15 protein-coding genes and 2 pseudogenes are annotated in these 17,834 nt (G+C 46.6%); 5 read left to right on the forward strand and 12 right to left on the reverse strand.

Annotation, left to right across the window (positions count from 1 at the left end):
- Positions 1 to 406: 406 nt before the first annotated feature.
- Both MKY62_RS14065 and MKY62_RS14070 read right to left on the reverse strand, forming a co-directional pair.
- Positions 407 to 1,642: a cytochrome P450 gene (locus tag MKY62_RS14065; RefSeq protein WP_003183820.1), complete on the reverse strand. Its 1,236-nt coding sequence runs from the start codon at positions 1,640 to 1,642 to the stop codon at positions 407 to 409.
- Positions 1,643 to 2,039: 397 nt separating this feature from the next.
- Positions 2,040 to 2,927, reverse strand: a complete 888-nt coding sequence (locus tag MKY62_RS14070) for a TSUP family transporter (protein ID WP_003183822.1) — start codon at positions 2,925 to 2,927, stop codon at positions 2,040 to 2,042.
- Positions 2,928 to 3,235: 308 nt separating this feature from the next.
- Between MKY62_RS14070 and MKY62_RS14075 the strand changes: the two genes are divergently transcribed.
- Positions 3,236 to 3,616: a hypothetical protein gene (locus MKY62_RS14075; RefSeq protein ID WP_003183823.1), complete on the forward strand. Its 381-nt coding sequence runs from the start codon at positions 3,236 to 3,238 to the stop codon at positions 3,614 to 3,616.
- Positions 3,617 to 3,820: 204 nt separating this feature from the next.
- Positions 3,821 to 4,615: an SDR family oxidoreductase gene (locus MKY62_RS14080; RefSeq protein ID WP_011198151.1), complete on the forward strand. Its 795-nt coding sequence runs from the start codon at positions 3,821 to 3,823 to the stop codon at positions 4,613 to 4,615.
- Positions 4,616 to 4,652: 37 nt separating this feature from the next.
- Here the strand turns inward: MKY62_RS14080 and MKY62_RS14085 are convergent, their stop codons facing one another.
- The 7 genes from MKY62_RS14085 to MKY62_RS14115 all read right to left on the reverse strand — a co-directional run bounded on the left by MKY62_RS14085 (position 4,653) and on the right by MKY62_RS14115 (position 13,255).
- Positions 4,653 to 6,686, reverse strand: a complete 2,034-nt coding sequence (locus MKY62_RS14085) for a glycoside hydrolase family 32 protein (protein WP_003183827.1) — start codon at positions 6,684 to 6,686, stop codon at positions 4,653 to 4,655.
- Between the two features lie 120 nt (positions 6,687 to 6,806).
- Positions 6,807 to 7,634, reverse strand: a complete 828-nt coding sequence (locus MKY62_RS14090; RefSeq protein WP_003183830.1) for a PTS system mannose/fructose/sorbose family transporter subunit IID — start codon at positions 7,632 to 7,634, stop codon at positions 6,807 to 6,809.
- 21 nt (positions 7,635 to 7,655) lie between these two features.
- Entirely contained in the window at positions 7,656 to 8,459 is an 804-nt protein-coding gene (locus MKY62_RS14095; protein WP_003183832.1) for a PTS mannose/fructose/sorbose transporter subunit IIC, read from the reverse strand.
- Between the two features lie 18 nt (positions 8,460 to 8,477).
- Positions 8,478 to 8,969 (reverse strand): mannose/fructose/sorbose PTS transporter subunit IIB, encoded by a 492-nt coding sequence (locus MKY62_RS14100; protein ID WP_003183833.1) that lies wholly within the window; start codon positions 8,967 to 8,969, stop codon positions 8,478 to 8,480.
- Positions 8,969 to 9,406, reverse strand: coding sequence for a mannose/fructose/sorbose PTS transporter subunit IIA (locus MKY62_RS14105; RefSeq protein ID WP_003183836.1), 438 nt, complete (start codon positions 9,404 to 9,406; stop codon positions 8,969 to 8,971). Before MKY62_RS14105 ends, MKY62_RS14100 begins: the two co-directional genes overlap by 1 nt.
- 201 nt (positions 9,407 to 9,607) lie before the next feature.
- Positions 9,608 to 12,394, reverse strand: a complete 2,787-nt coding sequence (locus tag MKY62_RS14110) for a sigma-54-dependent transcriptional regulator (protein ID WP_003183837.1) — start codon at positions 12,392 to 12,394, stop codon at positions 9,608 to 9,610.
- A 396-nt stretch (positions 12,395 to 12,790) separates the two neighbouring features.
- On the reverse strand, positions 12,791 to 13,255 hold the full coding sequence (locus tag MKY62_RS14115; RefSeq protein WP_003183839.1) for a hypothetical protein: 465 nt from the start codon (positions 13,253 to 13,255) through the stop codon (positions 12,791 to 12,793).
- A gap of 120 nt (positions 13,256 to 13,375) precedes the next feature.
- On the opposite strand from MKY62_RS14115, the gene MKY62_RS14120 reads away from it, so the two are divergent.
- Positions 13,376 to 13,636, forward strand: a complete 261-nt coding sequence (locus MKY62_RS14120; RefSeq protein WP_003183841.1) for a YrhK family protein — start codon at positions 13,376 to 13,378, stop codon at positions 13,634 to 13,636.
- Positions 13,637 to 13,703: 67 nt separating this feature from the next.
- Here the strand turns inward: MKY62_RS14120 and catA are convergent.
- A pseudogene (catA, locus tag MKY62_RS14125) lies at positions 13,704 to 14,353 on the reverse strand (type A chloramphenicol O-acetyltransferase).
- Positions 14,354 to 14,569: 216 nt separating this feature from the next.
- On the opposite strand from catA, the pseudogene MKY62_RS14130 reads away from it, so the two are divergent.
- Positions 14,570 to 15,132: pseudogene (locus MKY62_RS14130) on the forward strand (bifunctional transcriptional activator/DNA repair enzyme AdaA).
- A 4-nt stretch (positions 15,133 to 15,136) separates the two neighbouring features.
- Positions 15,137 to 15,664 carry a methylated-DNA--[protein]-cysteine S-methyltransferase gene (locus MKY62_RS14135; protein ID WP_003183848.1) on the forward strand — a complete coding sequence of 176 codons (528 nt, stop codon included), beginning with the start codon at positions 15,137 to 15,139 and terminating at the stop codon, positions 15,662 to 15,664.
- Between the two features lie 33 nt (positions 15,665 to 15,697).
- On the opposite strand, the gene MKY62_RS14140 is transcribed toward MKY62_RS14135, so the two are convergent.
- Together MKY62_RS14140 and MKY62_RS14145 are read right to left on the reverse strand one after the other, a co-directional pair.
- Positions 15,698 to 16,543: an aldo/keto reductase gene (locus tag MKY62_RS14140; protein WP_025805018.1), complete on the reverse strand. Its 846-nt coding sequence runs from the start codon at positions 16,541 to 16,543 to the stop codon at positions 15,698 to 15,700.
- Positions 16,544 to 16,575: 32 nt separating this feature from the next.
- The gene (locus MKY62_RS14145; protein WP_003183852.1) at positions 16,576 to 17,811 is read right to left on the reverse strand and encodes an MFS transporter; all 1,236 of its coding nucleotides are present in this window, start codon (positions 17,809 to 17,811) and stop codon (positions 16,576 to 16,578) included.
- Between the last annotated feature and the right edge of the window lie 23 nt (positions 17,812 to 17,834).

Raw genomic sequence — 17,834 nt, forward strand, 5'->3', positions numbered from 1 at the left:
CTTTAGCCAGTATATTTTAAAGAGCCTCACATAATATTCCGGGAATGCCCATCTGTCAAGCGGTTTCAACAGGTGCCGGAACATTAACATATGTTTCTAATTATAAACAGAAACAAGAAACTTACAAATATTAAAATCAATAAGAAAGTTAAAGCTGTTGTGCGGTAAACCTGCGAGGAAAATATGAGAGGAGGCATTCGTGAAAGCGAACCTGAATAACAATAGAAGATTAAGCCGGCAAGAGGAGTACTCCCCGTCATATCGGGGAGTACGATTTTTTTATGAGCCTTGTGATAGAGATGAACGTCTCATCGTCTGATGTTCTATTTTCAAGATGAAAACATTCCATACCTTCTCTTGCCAAAATGGCAGATAGCACATCACAGCTGATCGCAAATCCCATCATTTAAAAAGATAATGGCAGCTCTTCTAAAGCTCTCATCAAAAAGTTGCCTTTCCATTTGATCTGCTCCCTTTCGCCTTTAATCTCTATATGTTCAAAGCGGCGCAGCAAGGTTTGAATGGCGATTTTGGCTTCCAATCGGGCAAGCGGTGCGCCCAGGCAAAAATGGCTGCCATGGCCAAAGGCTAGGTGGCGGTTATCCTTTCTTTCAATATCAAAGCGGTCGGCATTCGAAAAGACCATATAATCGCGGTTGGCCGAGGCTAATGAAATGATGACCACATCTTTTCTCTTAATCTCCTGGCCGTGCAATGTAAACGGTTCGGCCGCCCAGCGGAGGGTGGTTAATTCCACGGGGCTGTAAAATCTGAGCGCCTCTTCAATGGCTGAGTCGATTAAATCTGCGTTTTGGCGAAGCTTTTCCAGTTGCTCAGGGTGGTTCAGCAAGGCCAAGGTCATATTGGTTATTAAGTTTACCGTTGTCTCATGTCCTGCGACGATAAGAAGCATAATCGTCGCATACAGCTCTTCTATGCTTAATTTCGTTCCTTCGCTTTCTGCCTGAATTAATGCACTGACTAAATCCTCAGCCGGCTCGTCCCTTTTTTTGCGTACCAAATATTCCAGGTATTCAGCGAATTCGCCTATTTTATACTTGTATTCCTCCAGGCTTTCGGGCGTGTCAGAAAAATCAATAACCGCCTGGGACCAAACTCTGAATTTTTGCCGATCTTCAAGCGGAATACCAAGCATCTCGCTGATGACAATGATCGGCAGCGGGAAAGCGAAGTCGTCTACAAGATTCATGGAATGATTCGGTTCTACTTGATCCAATAAGGAATCAGCTATTTTTTGGATTCTGTTTTCGAGCTGTAAAACCATCCGGGGAGTAAATGCTTTCTGAACAAGAGACCGCAAACGGCCGTGGTCGGGGGGATCTGCGTTGAGCATATGCTTTGATAAAGGTTCTTCATTTTCCAGAGCGGAGAAGTTCTCTAATTCTTCTTCGGTAAACGCATTTTCGTAATTTTTTTTCACTCTTGCATCCTTTAATATATGGACCGCATCATCGTACCTCGTAATGAGCCAGCCTTCGCCCAGCTCCCCCATCGATACGGGACAGACAGGACGGGAAGCGCGTAATCGCTTGTAAAATTCATACGCCTCATCTTTAAATGCTGCAGAAGACAATTCTCTCTCAGTTAATATGGCGAAGCTCTCCTCTTGTTTTGAAGACATACATCCAACCTCCATCTCTGTTTTTGTAAATAACAGCCTGCATCGGAATTGTATACCGAAATAATGCGTTAGGCTGTTCACATCCACTCATTCACAAATATTATAATTCCAGGAAAATCCACATTCAATCGGCAATCAAGCGGGAGGTGTTCATTAATGAACACCTTCCGCATTCCTTGTATAGAAATGAGACGGAGAGATGTAAAAAAGGAATGAAAACAAGCTGAGACCGGTGCTATGCCGATCTCGCTATAAGTAAATTTAAAAATAAAAAATCCTCTTAGTTAACAGTTCCTTTTTAAGGAACGGCAGTCTAACAGGAGCCCTTCGGTTGTCCGATCGGAATCTATTCGTTTGTTGACGGCGACGTCCATGAAAGCCTAAAGCCGTCGCAGAGTTACTGATTGAACGCTTGAGCAGTTTGATCACTTGTTCTTATTTTTACAACAATATAGACAATAGCTGATATCCAAACTGCGATAATTCCAATATAAATAACCGGATATAATGCTGTTTGATCGATCCACGAATGGATAAGCGTTCTTGTGTTGACGAGGATGATCAGCCCGCCGACCAGAACGCCCATTAATCGGGCATGCACCTTCTGCACCAGCCAGGCGGCAATCGGTGCCGCAATAATTCCGCCAATCATCAATGCACCAACCCACAGCCAATTGACTTCTTCCCAGCCGAGCGAAATGAAAAATCCTAACGTTGCCGAAACGGCAATGGCAAACTCGCTTGTGTCAACAGTTCCCACTACTTTTCTCGCACTGACGCCTTTTTTGGATAACAAAACAGGAGTGGCAATCGGCCCCCAGCCGCCCCCTCCGGTTGCATCGGCAAAACCCGCGATCAATCCCAGGGGAACGGCTTTTTTTCCCGAAAGGCTGATATTGTTTTTTTGCTCTCCTATTTTAAACATGAATAGAAATCGAATGAGCACATACACGCCGAGAACAAGCAGAAACATTGAAATATAAGGTTTCGCAAGCTCACCCGGAATGTTGCTTAAAAAGGAAGCGCCGAGAAATGCCCCGAGCGATCCTGGGATGACGAGTCGTTTGACCGTTTGTTTATCGACGTTTCCAAACTTTATATGCGACACACCAGATGCCGCGGTTGTAACGACTTCCGCCAGGTGAACGGATGCTGACGCAACCGCCGGTGCGATGCCGAAGGCAAGCAGCAATGATGACGATGTCACCCCGTACGCCATCCCTAAGGCGCCATCTATCAGCTGCGCAAATAATCCTATCAAGACAAACACAATCAGCTTTTTCATGTTGGCCTCCCACTTCAATTGGTTTATTTTTATTGTTAAATATAATCTATACTATGCCTACCTGTAAAGTGCGAATTTTAAAAAATATAAATTTTTTGTATTTTTCATCGACACCAGCAAAAAAGAGCATATGCATGCAAAATGAGCGCCTATCCCCCGGTCTTTTGTCTTAATGAAAGACAGTTTATGGATGCTGCTTACAAAAAATGCATCGTGCAGAAAAGGCGTCGGGGAGTAACGCCTCATTCGTTTCATTGGCAATGATGATATAATCCCCCATGTAATGACTTCAAAAGGAGGCTCAAGCCATGAAATTCAGCAAAATCGGTGCCTTACTGCTCACTTTGGCGTGTTTGCTTTTGCCTTTTTCTTCGGCGACTGCAGCAGGTGCCGGTGTATGGGATAATATCGGCACATACGGCATGACGTCGCAAACTCCGATCATCAAATCAAGCGGAGGGAAATTTTATTTTCACAACAACAGCTTTTACGGCTTTACATTTACGCTGTATGAAGTTGACGGGGCGGGAAGCACGCCTGAAATCGCAAGAAAAAATTTCTACGTCGGACCGAAAAGCAACAGTCCGGCGATCGATGTCAGCAGTTTTACAGATGGTGCGAATAAACAAGCAGAACTCGTCCTGTTTAAAGGGAATGATACATATATCACCGTTACTTGTTATGATTGAATTTCCCATAAACAGCAAGCCCGCCGTTTACAGCCGGCGGGTTTTTTTGATCAAGTTCCCTCCTTATACCTATAGGCACAAAAAAGTGCCTATATGACTTAAAAGTGCGTACTTCCGTTTTGGTGTCTTCTGTTCCATAATCATAATTGATGTTTTGTTTGACATTGTTCTGTTTATAATGAAAAGAAAACGGAGGGATCAATGATGAACTTGGATTTACGGGGAAAAAGAGCGTTGGTGACCGGATCGACGTCCGGAATCGGCAAAGCGATTGCCGCTTCACTTGCGAAAGAAGGTGCGTCTGTCATCATTAACGGACGCCGGCAAGAAAAGGTCAACCAAACAATAGACGAATTGAAAGGCCAATTTCCCGAGGCTGTTCTTCAAGCGGCCCCTTATGACCTTGGCACTGAAAAAGGGTGTCAAAGCCTATTAGCAGCATTCCCGGATGTTGATATTCTGGTCAATAATTTAGGGATCTTTGAACCGGCGGAATATTTCGAGATACCGGATGAGGATTGGTTCCGCTTTTTCGAAGTGAATATTATGAGCGGGGTAAGGCTCTCGCGGAGGTATTTGCAAAGCATGATCGAGAAAAAAGAAGGCCGGGTCATTTTTATTGCGAGCGAAGCCGCGGTTATGCCGTCACAGGAAATGGCTCATTACAGCGCAACAAAAACGATGCAGCTTTCGATTTCCCGGAGCCTGGCAGAGCTAGCGGCAGGTACAAATGTGACCGTCAATACGGTCATGCCGGGCTCAACCTTAACCGAAGGCGTTGAAACGATGCTGAAGACCCTCTATCCGGATGAAAACCTGACAGTCGAAGAAGCGGAAAAGCGGTTTATGAAAGAAAACCGGCCGACCTCTATCATACAAAGGCTGATTCGGCCGGAAGAAATCGCGCACTTTGTCACATTTTTAAGCAGTCCGCTTTCTTCGCCGATCAATGGTGCAGCCTTGCGTGCGGACGGCGGATTGGTCCGCAGCGTCTTTTAAAGGAAAGGCTGGAATGCCCGGCATTCCAGCCACATGATCATCGTTTGGCATAAACATGTTGGAAGACTGCGGTCGCATCCCATGCATTCAAACCGAAGGCTCCATCGGCAAACGTTGAATCCCGGGCGCTTATCACCAATTGATCATCAAGGTAAATATAAAAGTTTGCACCGCGGGCCACCGTTTTCAGGTGATATTTCCGGCCGGTTTCTATCGGTGTGCGGTGTTCGGCAATAACAGAGGCCGAGCCGTCTTCAAATTTGAAAAACTTCACCACGTCATGCTTGGCATCCACATTGGCAAGGTATCCGTTTTTAACATCCTGATCGGCCCGAAACACGAGAGCCCCTGCCCCTCTTCCATTTCCATCCTTTATCGCGACATCTGCTTCATATGTGAAATCTGTTGCTTTTGCTGAAGATAAAATGAACGAATCTCCTTCAGAGCGCCCTTGTTTTCCATCAATCGTATCGGCCCATACACCGTTTACGGTCGTCCAGCCGGTCAAATTTGATTGAAAGGGCGACGCTCCCCATACTTTTTTCAGAGGATGAACCGTCATGGAATTCAGCTTGACAAACCCGTTTGATGCGTATACTTCTAGCCCTTTGCTGGATTGGTCCGGCAAAATAATGTCGGTGATCACCTGCCTCCCGTCGTTGCCGAATACTTCGACTGAAGAGCGGTCGACATAAATGCGCATCTTCACCTTCCCAGCGACCGGTTCCAGCGGGGCCGCATGCTTTCCAGTGTTAAAGTTCGGATTAAAGGAGACGTTTCCTGATTGGCTCCGGTCGACGAACAGTGAAGCGCTGTTTTTGCTGTAGCCGATTTTCGTATACTCGTTTTCCCCTGTTCGGACTTTAAAGCCGAATTCGGCCGCAGCTCCGGTATTTACTTGAAATTCCGCATTGATTTCATAAGCATCGCCTGACAGCCCTTTCAGCAAATTTCCGTTTCGAGGCGAAATGATCTTGTTTTTCCACGTTTGCGATGCTCCCCGTATCGACTGCAGCTCCGCTACCGGAGCTTGAATCATTCTAAGCCCTTCGGAAAACGCTTTCAATTTTACTTCTCTCGGGATCGACATTGCGCTTCTCCACGGGGAAGTGGGAACATCGTTTGCGTATTGCCAATTGCTCATCCACCCTAACCAAAGCCTTCGTCCGTCTGACTTCGGGATATCAGACCAGCTGACAGCTGCGTAGAAGTCTTTGCCGTAATCTGTCCATAGTACGCGATTCGGCGGGTTTTCATTTTTAAAGGTTGTTCCGTCAAAACTGCCGACGAAATATTGCATGCCTGATCCTCCTGAGACAGCACCGTCTCCAACACTGACTTGCATCACCCATTTCGTTTCATTCGGCCTGCCCTCTACAGGAAGCTCAAACAGATCCGGACATTCCCACACGCCTCCATGGCTGCCCTCTCCTTCGCCGAATTCGCTCGCATATGTCCACCGCTTCAAGTCAGGCGATGTATAGATCAGAATTCGATCGCCCCCCGCAAGCAACATCACCCACTTTTTTGTCTGTTCATGCCAAATGACTTTCGGATCGCGGAAATCTCTTTTTCCCGGATTTGGAATGACAGGGTTGCCTGAGTACTTCGTCCATGTCCTGCCTTTGTCATTGCTGTAGGCGATGCTTTGCACTTGTTCCCCGCTCCGGTCCTGCGTATAAATGGCAACGAGCGGCTTCTCCGTCCCTGTTTGAAACCCTGTAGTATTATGCCGATCGGCGACAGCGCTGCCCGAAAAAATCGTTCCTTTTTCATCCGGATACAGTGCGACCGGCAAATGCTCCCACTTGACTAAATCTTTGCTTACCGCGTGCCCCCAATGCATTGGCCCCCAGCGCAAGCCATATGGATGATATTGATAAAACAGATGATATTCCCCCGCGTAATACACCATCCCGTTCGGGTCATTCATCCAGTTTGCTTCCGGCGTGAAATGATACTTGGGCCGATGATCCTCGTTATAGTAGTCCGGGTCGGCAGCAGCTGCGGAAAAGGCTTCCGGGAACATCATAGCCCCTATGATCCCCATCTGAATCATTCTCTTTTTCATGACTTTTCCCCCCCTCTTCTTCACTCGGTTTTTTAGGCAGGAAGTCCAAACAGCCGCCCCCTTTTTTGCGGCCGAATGGACCTGCTTCTCAAAAGCTAAGAAAAGAACACCCAAAACATGTTATGCCAAAAAACCTGCCCAATAGCCGACAATCCCGATGATAAAAATACCGAAAATCATGAGCAGAGGATTCACCCCTTTGCGAAGCATCCAGGCAGCGAGCAATGTCAATCCTAAAGGCAGCACACCAGGCATGATGCTGTCTAAAATGTTTTGCACGGTCTGTACATCGACTTTGCCTGCATCATCCTTAATTCTCGACACGACGATCGGGATATTGATTGTGGTCCACTTGGAAACGAGAGCTCCCATCACAAACAGCCCGAGTATTGAAGCGCCTTCCGTCAGTTTTTGAATGCGGTTCCCCACCAAGTCCTGCAATATTTCCATGCCTTTCACATAGCCGTACTTTAATCCGTAGTATTTAGTGCTTAATCTGACGGCGTTGATTAAAAAGAAAAACAAAAGCGGGCCGGCGATGTTTCCGCTTAAAGCAAGCGACGCTCCCAAGGCCGCCAAAACCGGGCGCAACGTCCCCCAGAAAATCGGGTCGCCCACGCCTGCCAACGGGCCCATTAAGCCGATTTTCATTCCATTAATTGCTTTGGCATCAATCTTTTTATTGTTGGCCATTTCTTCTTCCATCGCAGCGGTTACGCCAAATATCGGCGCTGTCAGCCACGGATGTGTATTAAACCATTCCAAATGGCGCTGGAGCGCTTCGCTCCGTTTTGCTCCCGGACCGTACAGTTTTTTGATCGCCGGAATCATGACGTAGCAGTAGCCGAGCGCCTGTACACGCTCAAAGTTAAAAGATCCGAGCAAAAAGTTTGAGCGGATAAACATACTGAAAATCTCTCTCTTCGTTAATCTTTTTTCTGTGCCCATTATTCGTCCCTCCTTTAATTTTTAAGCATCCAGATCATCGTCATCATCATAAGCGGCCATGCTGCCGTCACTGGCGGCAGCAACCGCCCCTTGAGCATGATTTTTTTGCATCACTTGCTGATATAAAAATGCCAGACAGAGCCCGAGGGCGCCGAAGCCGACTAAATTGAAATCGGTAAACGCGGCCAGCAAAAAACCGATATAGAAAAACGGCTTCAAATACGGAATGTTCATCATGTTGATGACCATCGCATACCCGACAACAACGATAATGCCTCCGCCTATATGCAAGCCTTTTGTGATGACTTCCGGAATATTTCCCAAAAACGCCTGAACAGCGCTGACACTGATCAGAGCCACGATCAATGTCGGAATCATAACGCGCAGCGCCTGAAACGCCATGGCAGTTATATGCATAATTTCAATTCCTTTAAAATTGCCATCCTTTGCGTATTTGTCGGCGCGGTGAATTAAAAATACGGTGATCGTCCGGACGAAAATCGTCAGCGCCTGACCCGCAGCTGCCAAAGCCACCGCGACGGCGATCCCTTCGCCGATTCCCTGATCGGCGGTAATCACTAAGATAGTCGAAATCACGGAAGCGATGGCCGTATCGGGGGCCATTGCAAGACCGACATTCATCCAGCCAAGCGCCATCAGCTCCAGCGTTCCGCCGAGAATGATGCCTGTTTTCAGATCCCCGAGGACAAGGCCGACCAAAGTGCAGGCAATCAGCGGACGGTGTGTCTGCCCTTCGTCCAATACACTACCGATACCTGTTATAGCTGCAATGACGAGCAGCAAAATAATTTGAATCGTTGACATGCCTTTAGAACCCTCCTTCTAGGATTTTGTTGCGTTTCTTAACATCTGCATAAAGTCTTCGCTCGAATCTGACGGCAGCTGCCTCAATTCAAGCTTTACGCCCAATTCTTGCAATTGTTCAAACGCTTTGATGTCCTTTTCAGTAACGCTTACCGATTTCGTGATTTGCCTGCGGTTATTCTCGAAACGCATCCCGCCGACATTGACTGTTTCGATCGGAACGCCTGCTTCGATTAAGGAAACAATGTCGCCCGGATTTTCGAATAACAGCATTGCCGTCGTATCTTCGTACCGCGGACTGTGGAACGCTTTGGCCATTTTGGAAATCGAAACGGCGCTGGCTTTTACATTTGAAGGTGCAACAGAAAGGATCAGCGTTTTTCTCATTTCGTCCTGTGCCACCTCATTGGAGACAACGATAATGCGATCAGCAGCGTGGATTTTGATCCATCTTGTTAATACTTGGCCGTGAATAAAGCGGTCATCAATTCTTGCCAAAACGATTTTCATTACAATTCATCCTCTCTTCCCTGATTGGACTGACTGAATTTTTCCAATTGCTCGCTGCATATTTGGAAGCATTCCCGGCTCATCTTTTTCAACTGGTTCAGCAGTTGTTTGAGCGGCATATGCTCCCTCAAGCTCAATGCCTCTAACAAAATCGGCAGGTTCACTCCGGCTGCCATATCGAATCTCCGCTCTTTCGCGATGTAAGGGGTCGCTGCGTTATATGGCGTCCCGCCGAAAATATCCACTAAAAAAAGCACCTCGTGTTCCTCCGGAACATCCTTCAGCGTCTGATGATATTTTTCTTGCAGTGTCTGAATGCCTTCCCCTTTCAGAAACGGCACCGCGATCAGGCTCTCCTCTTCTCCGAATATCATCCCTGAAGATTCTTTTAATGCTATGGGAAAGTTTCCGTGGCCGCTGATAATGACTGTAATCATGTACATTTGCTCCTTTCTTTTTTCGTTCGCTTATTTATAATGCAAGTATCGTGCCAACAAAGCTGTATTAAGCGCTTTCATTGTATTTCAAGACGAATTATTTTCATATTTGAAACACGTTTAAGCATAAAAATAAACCTGTATTAAAATGGGGGTCCACTTAATACAGGTTTACATGAAAAAATTGCCGATGGGAAACAGCTATAACTCTTCAGCAAAGATGGACGCGATAAACATTTTTTCATCTTCGCTGATCGCAAGACCAAGCTTTTCTTCGTAAGGCTTTAATGTTTTCTCTGTGATGTGAAGAACGTTTTCAAGCTGATCATTCATCTCTTCCTCCTCCGGAAAAGCGATCGGGTTCTGTTTGATCACCCTTTCAAAAGCAAAAGCGGTATGCATGATGACTTTGATCAGCACAGCGTTGCTGAATGTCATACGCAGTTCGTCTTGAACCGTCTGAAGCCACTCCAACAGCATGTCTATCACATGATAGGGATTCAAAAAGACAAGATACTTCTTCAGGCTGTCTTCGCAAAGCTCCTTTACAACCACATTTTCACCGGATAATCCGCCGCTCATCGGGATATCGCCGGTTGCAATCACCTGCTGAATCACTTTTTCCCCTTCCCCTTCAATCAATACTTCTAAAGGGACGTGCGGAGCATCGATTTTAGGGTTCTTCGTGCCAACCGTGGCAAGAATCTCATACGCTTTTTCAATTTCTTTGATGCGGCTTGCTAATTTGATCGATGGCACCGTCAAAATGCTGATTTGTTCATCAGATGTCCTGCTCACGATTGATGTTAAAATCTCTTCGAGCTTCTTCGCCGTTCCGCCGCCTGTTGTGCAAATGGAGACGATCGCCTTCTTTTTGCCTGAGACCCGCGGTTTATCGGCCCATAAATCGATGAAATCCTTTGTAACCGAATCGTAGATGGCGTGCAAATTCAAATTCAAATAATTCACCTTGCGGACGGCATCGAGCACCATAGATGTCGTAACATTGCTGATCGTTTTTATTTTAACGCCCGTTTGTTGTTCAAGCCTGCTTTCCAGCATCGCAAGCGATCCCATGTCGACAAGCATTAAAACGCCTTCTCCTTCATCAACCTGCTTCACTTTCTCCGCTAGGCAGCTGACGATTTCCGAGGGTGAAACGGTCAAAGGCATATCAACCGCAGCGATCGGGGTGCTTCCCAGCAGTTCAGTGGCTACTTCAACCATAGAGCTTGCCGTGCTGTTTCCATGGGCGGCCACGACAATGCCCGTCCTTTTGTTTTCTTTCCATGATTTAATCGACTGAATGAGCATCGTCAAGTAGATGACTTCGATTTCCGGAACGGTTACTTTGAAATATGCTTGAATTTTATCTTTGAAAATGAGTGCGACCTCGTATTCTTTCACATGGGTTTCCCTGATTTCATCTGTTTCCTGCGAATTTAAGACATCAATCTGCTTTCCGCGCTTTAAAAATGCGGCGATGTGCATGCTCAGGAAATAGATGAATTTACGGTCGAACTTGCAGTCAAGCTCATGTTCGGCGACTCCCTTTAATTCTTTCGTCATCTGAATCACGTCGTCTTCAACGAATTTGAGTAAACTGTGGTTTTGAAGCATTTTCTGATTAAAAAAGCTTCTGACGTGCAAATGAATATCCGTTAATATATATTGATTGATTTGCTTTTTTGTTAAGCCTTCTTTATTGAGGATTTTCGCTTTTTCTTCTATGACATGATACAAGTTAAAGGAGTCATCGATTTTCGTTGCTTCATCTTCCACAATCGGAGAGATGATCGTTGTAATGTTGACATATTCAGAAATCATTTTGCTCCGTTCAATATTTTTGCTGCTGGACATCCAGTCCTCTTTGATCTCGTCCGGAAGATCCCGGACGGTCAGTTCAACAACCTCGTCTTTGTCAAGGTTATTTAAAAACCCGTGCGCACAGACCAGCTGTACATTTGATTTCAGCTGCCCGACATTTCCGAATTTTGCAGAATGAATCAGTGCATTATAGACATCGATGTGCACATTTAAGTTTTTTTTGATCCGCTCTGCTTCTTTCCCCAATAAAAACGTTGTCAGCTCCACTCTTTCTCCAAGGGACCGTTCATTGAGCGAAGGGATATGTACGGTCATCGGAATTCTCCGCAAAAATGTCTTCAGCAATGCAGAGCTCGGATTTTCTGTTGTCGCACAGATAAACAGGACTTTTGCCGTTCGTTTATGCTCTGTTTCACCAAGCCTGTTGTATGTGCCGCTGTCTATGAAATAAAACAGCATTTCCTGCCCCTCCGGCGGGAGGCGATGGATTTCATCCATAAACAGAATGCCCCCGTCCGCCTGCTCGACTAATCCTGCTTTGTCTTCACCCGCACCTGTAAAAGACCCTTTTTTATGTCCGAACAATTGAGAGAGCAATAATTGAGGGTTGTTATAGTAATCTGCACAGTTGAATGTGATGAACGGGGAATCGGGCTTCAATATGTCAGAATAAACGGCGAACTGGTAGATCCGATTCGCAAACAGCGATTTCCCCGAACCCGTCGGCCCGAGCAGCAGCATATGCAAGCCGTGCGGAGGATAAAAGACTGCCGCTTTCGCCTGAGAAATTGCCTTTTTCAAGCTCCCTTTAGCCCCGATCATGAGCTCGAGGGGATCGGCGGATATATTGCGCGCCGGCTTTTTTTGGCCGTCAGCCAGCCGCCTCAGTTCTTCAACCTCCATCAACTCTGAATTCCATTTGATGTTCAAGACGTTTTCAACAATTTCCACCGGGATGTAGCGGACGGGGAACGTTTTAATCTTGATCACCTTTTTGGCCCGAACGAGATTGTTTAATTCAAAGCTGACATTGGAACGCTCCATTTGCAGCTGCCCGGCGATTTCTTTAGCCGAATTCCCTTGTATCTTTAAAAGCTGATTGATATTCTTTTCGCGAAAATTATCCAGCAGCTGATGGTAGATTTTATCTATTCTTTTCATATGTATCATCCTTTGTTCTCGATTGATCAGCAAAAGGCTGGGGACTTTCTTGAAGATTCAGAATTCCAAAAGCGTATCACGGGATAAAAAAAGATCTTTTACAGATTGACAACCCCGGTTCACCCTACTTTTATATCGATTAGAGAGAGCTCTCATGACACATTTGGTGTTTTTGCTTCATCGGCATCTATGGAAACACCCTCCCAAAGTAGCAGCTTGTCAATAGTGTATCATCATTGAGAAAAATATTGGTGAAAACATCCTGTATTTTTCTTTAAATGCAAATGTTTTGTGACGAGCTCTGCTGGTTCGAGGTCGCTTCGATATCGTATGGCCGAACGATCGGCTGCCTAAGTCATTAAAAAAGACCGTTGACGATGAACGGCCATTTTTTCTTCATGATTCATCTCCCTTGAAAATGAACGTTTCCTTTAAAAGTCTGCCTTCGCTTCCTTTTTCCGTCCAAATCATGTCCACTTCCAATTCGGTCGCATTCTCTGCCATAAGCAGATTGCGGTGCTTGACAGAGCTTCCGTGATTTAAGCTTTTGGCTAAAGAAACCGGATTTTCGTGAGGAATGTTCCAAAGCGAAAATTTCGTTGAAGAATTAGGCTCGTTCCGATAGACAAAAATTTCCGCCGAAGCCACATCGTGTCCAATGTTTTTGATTTCGACAGCATAAGTATGAAACGCTCCTTTTTCCGGTTTCGCCATTCCGTTTCCGGCTTCGGCTTTACCGATTTGAACTTCCCATTGTTTTGAAGCTTGTTTAACCGGCAATTCTTCAAACGTCAGCGCTTTCGTTTCAAATGACGGAACAATCAAGCCGAACAGGCACGATGCACATATGAATAACCGCATATTTTTCACTCCTGGATGGTTTATTTCCCCATATGTTTTCCTAATTCATAAATCCTATGTATACCGGCGTTTCACTCCGGCTTCCGGCAGGGTAAATAAAAGGATTGGAGTGATCAAGCAATGCCGCAAAACAATAACAATCGATATGAACTCTTTTTCAAAAAAAGATACAAAGTTCTACATACATTAAACGATTTTCTCATCGGCCTTTTATTCCTTGTCGGGAGCTTCTGCTTTTTCTCCGAGGAACTGAAGCCGGCGGGACTATGGATGTTTGTGATCGGCAGCTTTCAGCTGTTAATCAGGCCGACGATCCGTTTGGTTCATGATTTTCACTACAGAAAGTTTGTTGAGAGCCGGCGTTCCAAATGCCGGGAGTAAACACACCACAGTAAGACCGCTAAGCAGCGCATATAAAAAAGGCCGAATCATATCGGCCTTTCCTCTGTCACACAAGCCACTCCTTACAATCGGCGGCAAGCCGTGCCAACTCGTTCATGAAGGCGCCGGCATGATAGCCGTCACACACGGCATGGTGTACTTGCAGGGAACGGGCAAAAATGTTTCCCGGCCTTCTGAAAAGTATTTCCCGTTTGTGATAATCGGCAGCAAGTGTTCGCTGTTATCAAGGTTTAAATTGAAGTTTGTAAAGCTCACCCATGGAATAGATGAAACTGAGAACGTATTGGGCGGGATGTCCGGCTTAGCCCAAAGGCCCCTTTTGTCTCCAAAGCGCTCAGCGTCCAGAAGATATTGATGATAAAACTGCGAAAAATCGTCTGAGTATTCCGTCCAGAGGGCGGAAAACGTTTGGTCGTCCTGATGAAAAATCGCATAGCACGGATGCATTTGTTCCCAATAACCCAGCCGTCCTTTGTCATCAAAAGTTGTTCTAAACTCAGGGCGCGAATGAATGACCCTTGATACGATATAAATAAAAGCCGGGTACAGCTTGATCTTCTTTTTCTTGAGCAAGGCGAGCAAATTTGTCACATTGACGTTTGCCGTGATGCTGAAAGAACATTTCGCTTCCTTCATGTAATGGTCAAAATAAGATTTTCTATACCATGTGTCAAGCTCGATTGTTTGAAAATTCATGTTTTACCTCCTAAAATATAGATTTTTATTTTAGGAGGCCTGCTTCACTGATTCCGGCAATATTCTCACCCCATCCTGTGTTGTAAATGAATTGTAGCGCGTTTCGGAGGTCCAGGCAACAGTCTCTCTTCTTCTTTGTCTTCTTGCTGTGCCGTTCTCCGCCTCTCCACCTCCGGCTGTCATATAGGTTATACTGACATAGATCGGGGTGAAGATATGAACAGCAAATCACGATTGACGCCTGAAATGTGGCGGGCGATTACGGAAAACGATTCCGCCTATGACGGAGTTTTTTATTACGCGGTCAAAACGACCGGCATATTTTGCCGCCCTTCCTGCAAATCGAGAGTTCCGCAAATCGACAATGTGCAGATCTTTTTCAATGCAAAAGATGCTTTATCAGAAGGGTACCGCCCCTGCAAACGCTGCAATCCGGCCGGGGCGCTGCTGCCGGATGAAGAGCTGGCACAGCGTGTGGTGGAAATCATCGAGGAATCTTATCGCGATCCGCTGTCTCTGCAAGCTTTGGCTGACAGGTGCCATATCAGCCCTTTTCACCTGCAGCGGACATTTAAACGAATCAAAGGCGTCTCGCCGGCAGAATACATCCTGCAGAAAAGGATTGAGAAAGCGGTCGATTTGCTTGCTCATTCAGAACGATCGATCGCAGAAATCGCTTCAATGGTAGGCATTTTGCGAATGCGGAATATTTTGCCTCTTTGTTTAAAAAGAAGACTGGGCAATCGCCGACGTCGTACCGGCAAATGAAACGGAGGTAAACATATGGACGATCAAATCGTATACTGGCGTACGCTTATTTGCCGAGGTTGGCAGATTCACATTGGGGCGACTGCCCGCGGGCTCTGTTTTACAGGGGGATGGAATCAAGGCTTCGAGGATTTGGCCGCTTGGGCTGAAAAAAGATTTACACAGCCAGTTTTCATTCGGGATGACAAAGGATTGGCAGAATACGCCGAGCAGCTGCAGGCGTATTTGAACGGCAAGCGAACTCATTTCAGCTTTCCTGTCGACCTTGCCGGCACGCCTTTTCAGCTGGCAGTGTGGAAGGCGCTCTCCGAAATCCCTTACGGCAGCACTTGCTCCTATTCCGATATCGCCGAGCATATTGAAAAGCAGGCCGCTGTGCGGGCAGTAGGCGCGGCGATCGGCGCAAATCCGCTGTTAATGGTGGTGCCTTGCCATCGGGTTATCGGTAAAAGCGGGCAGCTCACGGGATACCGGGGCGGATTGGATATGAAAAAAGAACTGATGATGATGGAGTCCGGCGGTGTAACCGCACAATTCAATTAAAGCCCCGTTCGAATGTCGAACGGGGCCGTTTTGTTAAAAGTCAAAGTTATCGGGATCAGGGCCGACACGGGTGTTTTCATTCAGCGCGTCAATTTGCTTCATTTCCTCGGTGGTCAGTTCAAAATCAAATATGTCCGCGTTTTGGGCAATCCGCTCCGCTTTAGTCGACTTCGGAATCGTAACGACCCCGTTTTGCAAATCCCAGCGCAAAATGACTTGGGCCGGTGTCTTGCCGTACTTGTCCGCGATATCTTTCAGCAGTGGATGGCTGAGCAATTGGCCTTGCATCAGCGGCGACCATGCTTGCAGCTGGATGCCGTGCGCACGGCAAAACGCTTGCAGCTCTTTCTGCGTCAGCCGCGGATGATACTCAACCTGGTTGATCGCCGGTTTGACGGCGGCATCTTTCAGCAAGTCTTCCAGATGGTGAATCTGAAAATTGCTCACTCCGATTGCTTTTACGCGTCCTTGTTCATAAAGTGTTTCAAGCGCTTTCCACGCCGCTTTGTAGCGTCCTTCAACAGGCCAGTGGATCAGGTATAAATCAAGGTAGTCAAGTCCGAGCTTTTCGAGACTCGCCTCATAGGCTGCAATCGTTTCGTCATAGCCTAAATCGTCATTCCAGACCTTTGATGTAACAAACAGGTCTTCTCTTGAAATGCCGGCTTCTTTCAACCCCTCGCGGATTCCTTGCCCAACCCCCTCTTCATTACCGTAGATGGCTGCGGTATCAATACTGCGGTAGCCGTGTTTAATCGCCGTTTTTACGGCTTGTACCAGTTCGGGCCCTTCTTCTACTTTAAATACGCCAAGTCCAAACCAAGGCATAGCTGTCCCGTTATTCAATTTGATTCGATCTTGCAAATTTTTTGCTGTCATCATTTAATTGGCCTCCTTATATTTTGTATGCGTCATGCGCAGTTTTCCTTTAAAGCTTGATTTTGTTTTTGATCATTTTGTTTTTGATCATTTCGTTCCAGCGCCCTGCTCCAGCCTGTCAGCACGACGGCGCCGAGCACCATCAAAGCTCCCACCCATGGAGTGTGAATCAATCCGATCGATTGTGTGATGGCGCCTCCTGTATAAGAACCGATCGCTATACCGGCGTTGAACGCCGCAATATTGACAGCTGATGCGACATCAACCGCCCCTGGAACAAACCGTTCAGCCAGAATCACCACATAGGACTGGAGCCCGGGGACATTCATGAAGGCTAAAAATCCCATCAGCATGATGACGATAAAGCCCGCTGCCTGATAAGGAGCAGCCGCCGTTAAGATGAGAAGCACAGCCGCCTGGGCGATGAACATATAGAATAATGCAGTAAGCGGTTTTTTGTTGGCCGCTTTACCTCCGATAATATTTCCGAGCGCGACGGCAATGCCGTAAGCAAGCAAAATGACGGCAACAGCTTCCTGTTTAAAGCCCGTCACATGCTGAAGCAGCGGGGATAAATACGTAAAGACAACAAATGTCCCTCCATAACCAAGCGCCGTAATGATGAATAAAAGCAGCAGCCGCCCATTGGTCACAAGCTTCAACTGGCTCTTGAAAGACGTTCGGACGCCTTTCGGCAAATCGCCCGGAACAAGTAAGCTGTTGGCGATAAACGCCAGTGCGCCGACAGCGACGATCGCCGCAAAAGCAATCCGCCAGCCGAACTGCTGACCGAGGAACGTGCCGATGGGAACTCCGGTAATCATTGCAATCGTCAGCCCGGTAAACATGATCGATATCGCTCCGGCTCTTTTATCCGCCGGGACTAGGCTTGCCGCAATCGTTGAACCGATTGACATAAATACGCCATGAGAAAACGCCGAAATCACGCGGGCGGTTAATAAAACACCGATGCTTCCGGCACATGCCGCAAGCCCGTTGCCGATCATAAAAATGAGCATAATCACCAGCAGCAGCGCTTTTCTCGGCATACTGGATGTGACAGACGTCAGAACAGGTGCGCCGACTGTTACGCCCAGTGCGTATAATGATACGGTCAGTCCTGCCGTCGTCACCGAAATATTCATGTCTTCAGCAATTAAAGGCAGAAGCCCCACGCTGATGAATTCGGTCGTGCCGATGGCAAATGCGCTGGCCGCCAAGGCTAAAAGCGCTAATATACTGCGTTTTTTATCATGAACAGAGGTCATTCTTTTTCTCCTTTCTTTTTTAA

The sequence above is a fragment of the Bacillus sp. FSL R7-0646 genome (genome assembly GCF_037969865.1).
Classification (GTDB): domain Bacteria; phylum Bacillota; class Bacilli; order Bacillales; family Bacillaceae; genus Bacillus; species Bacillus licheniformis.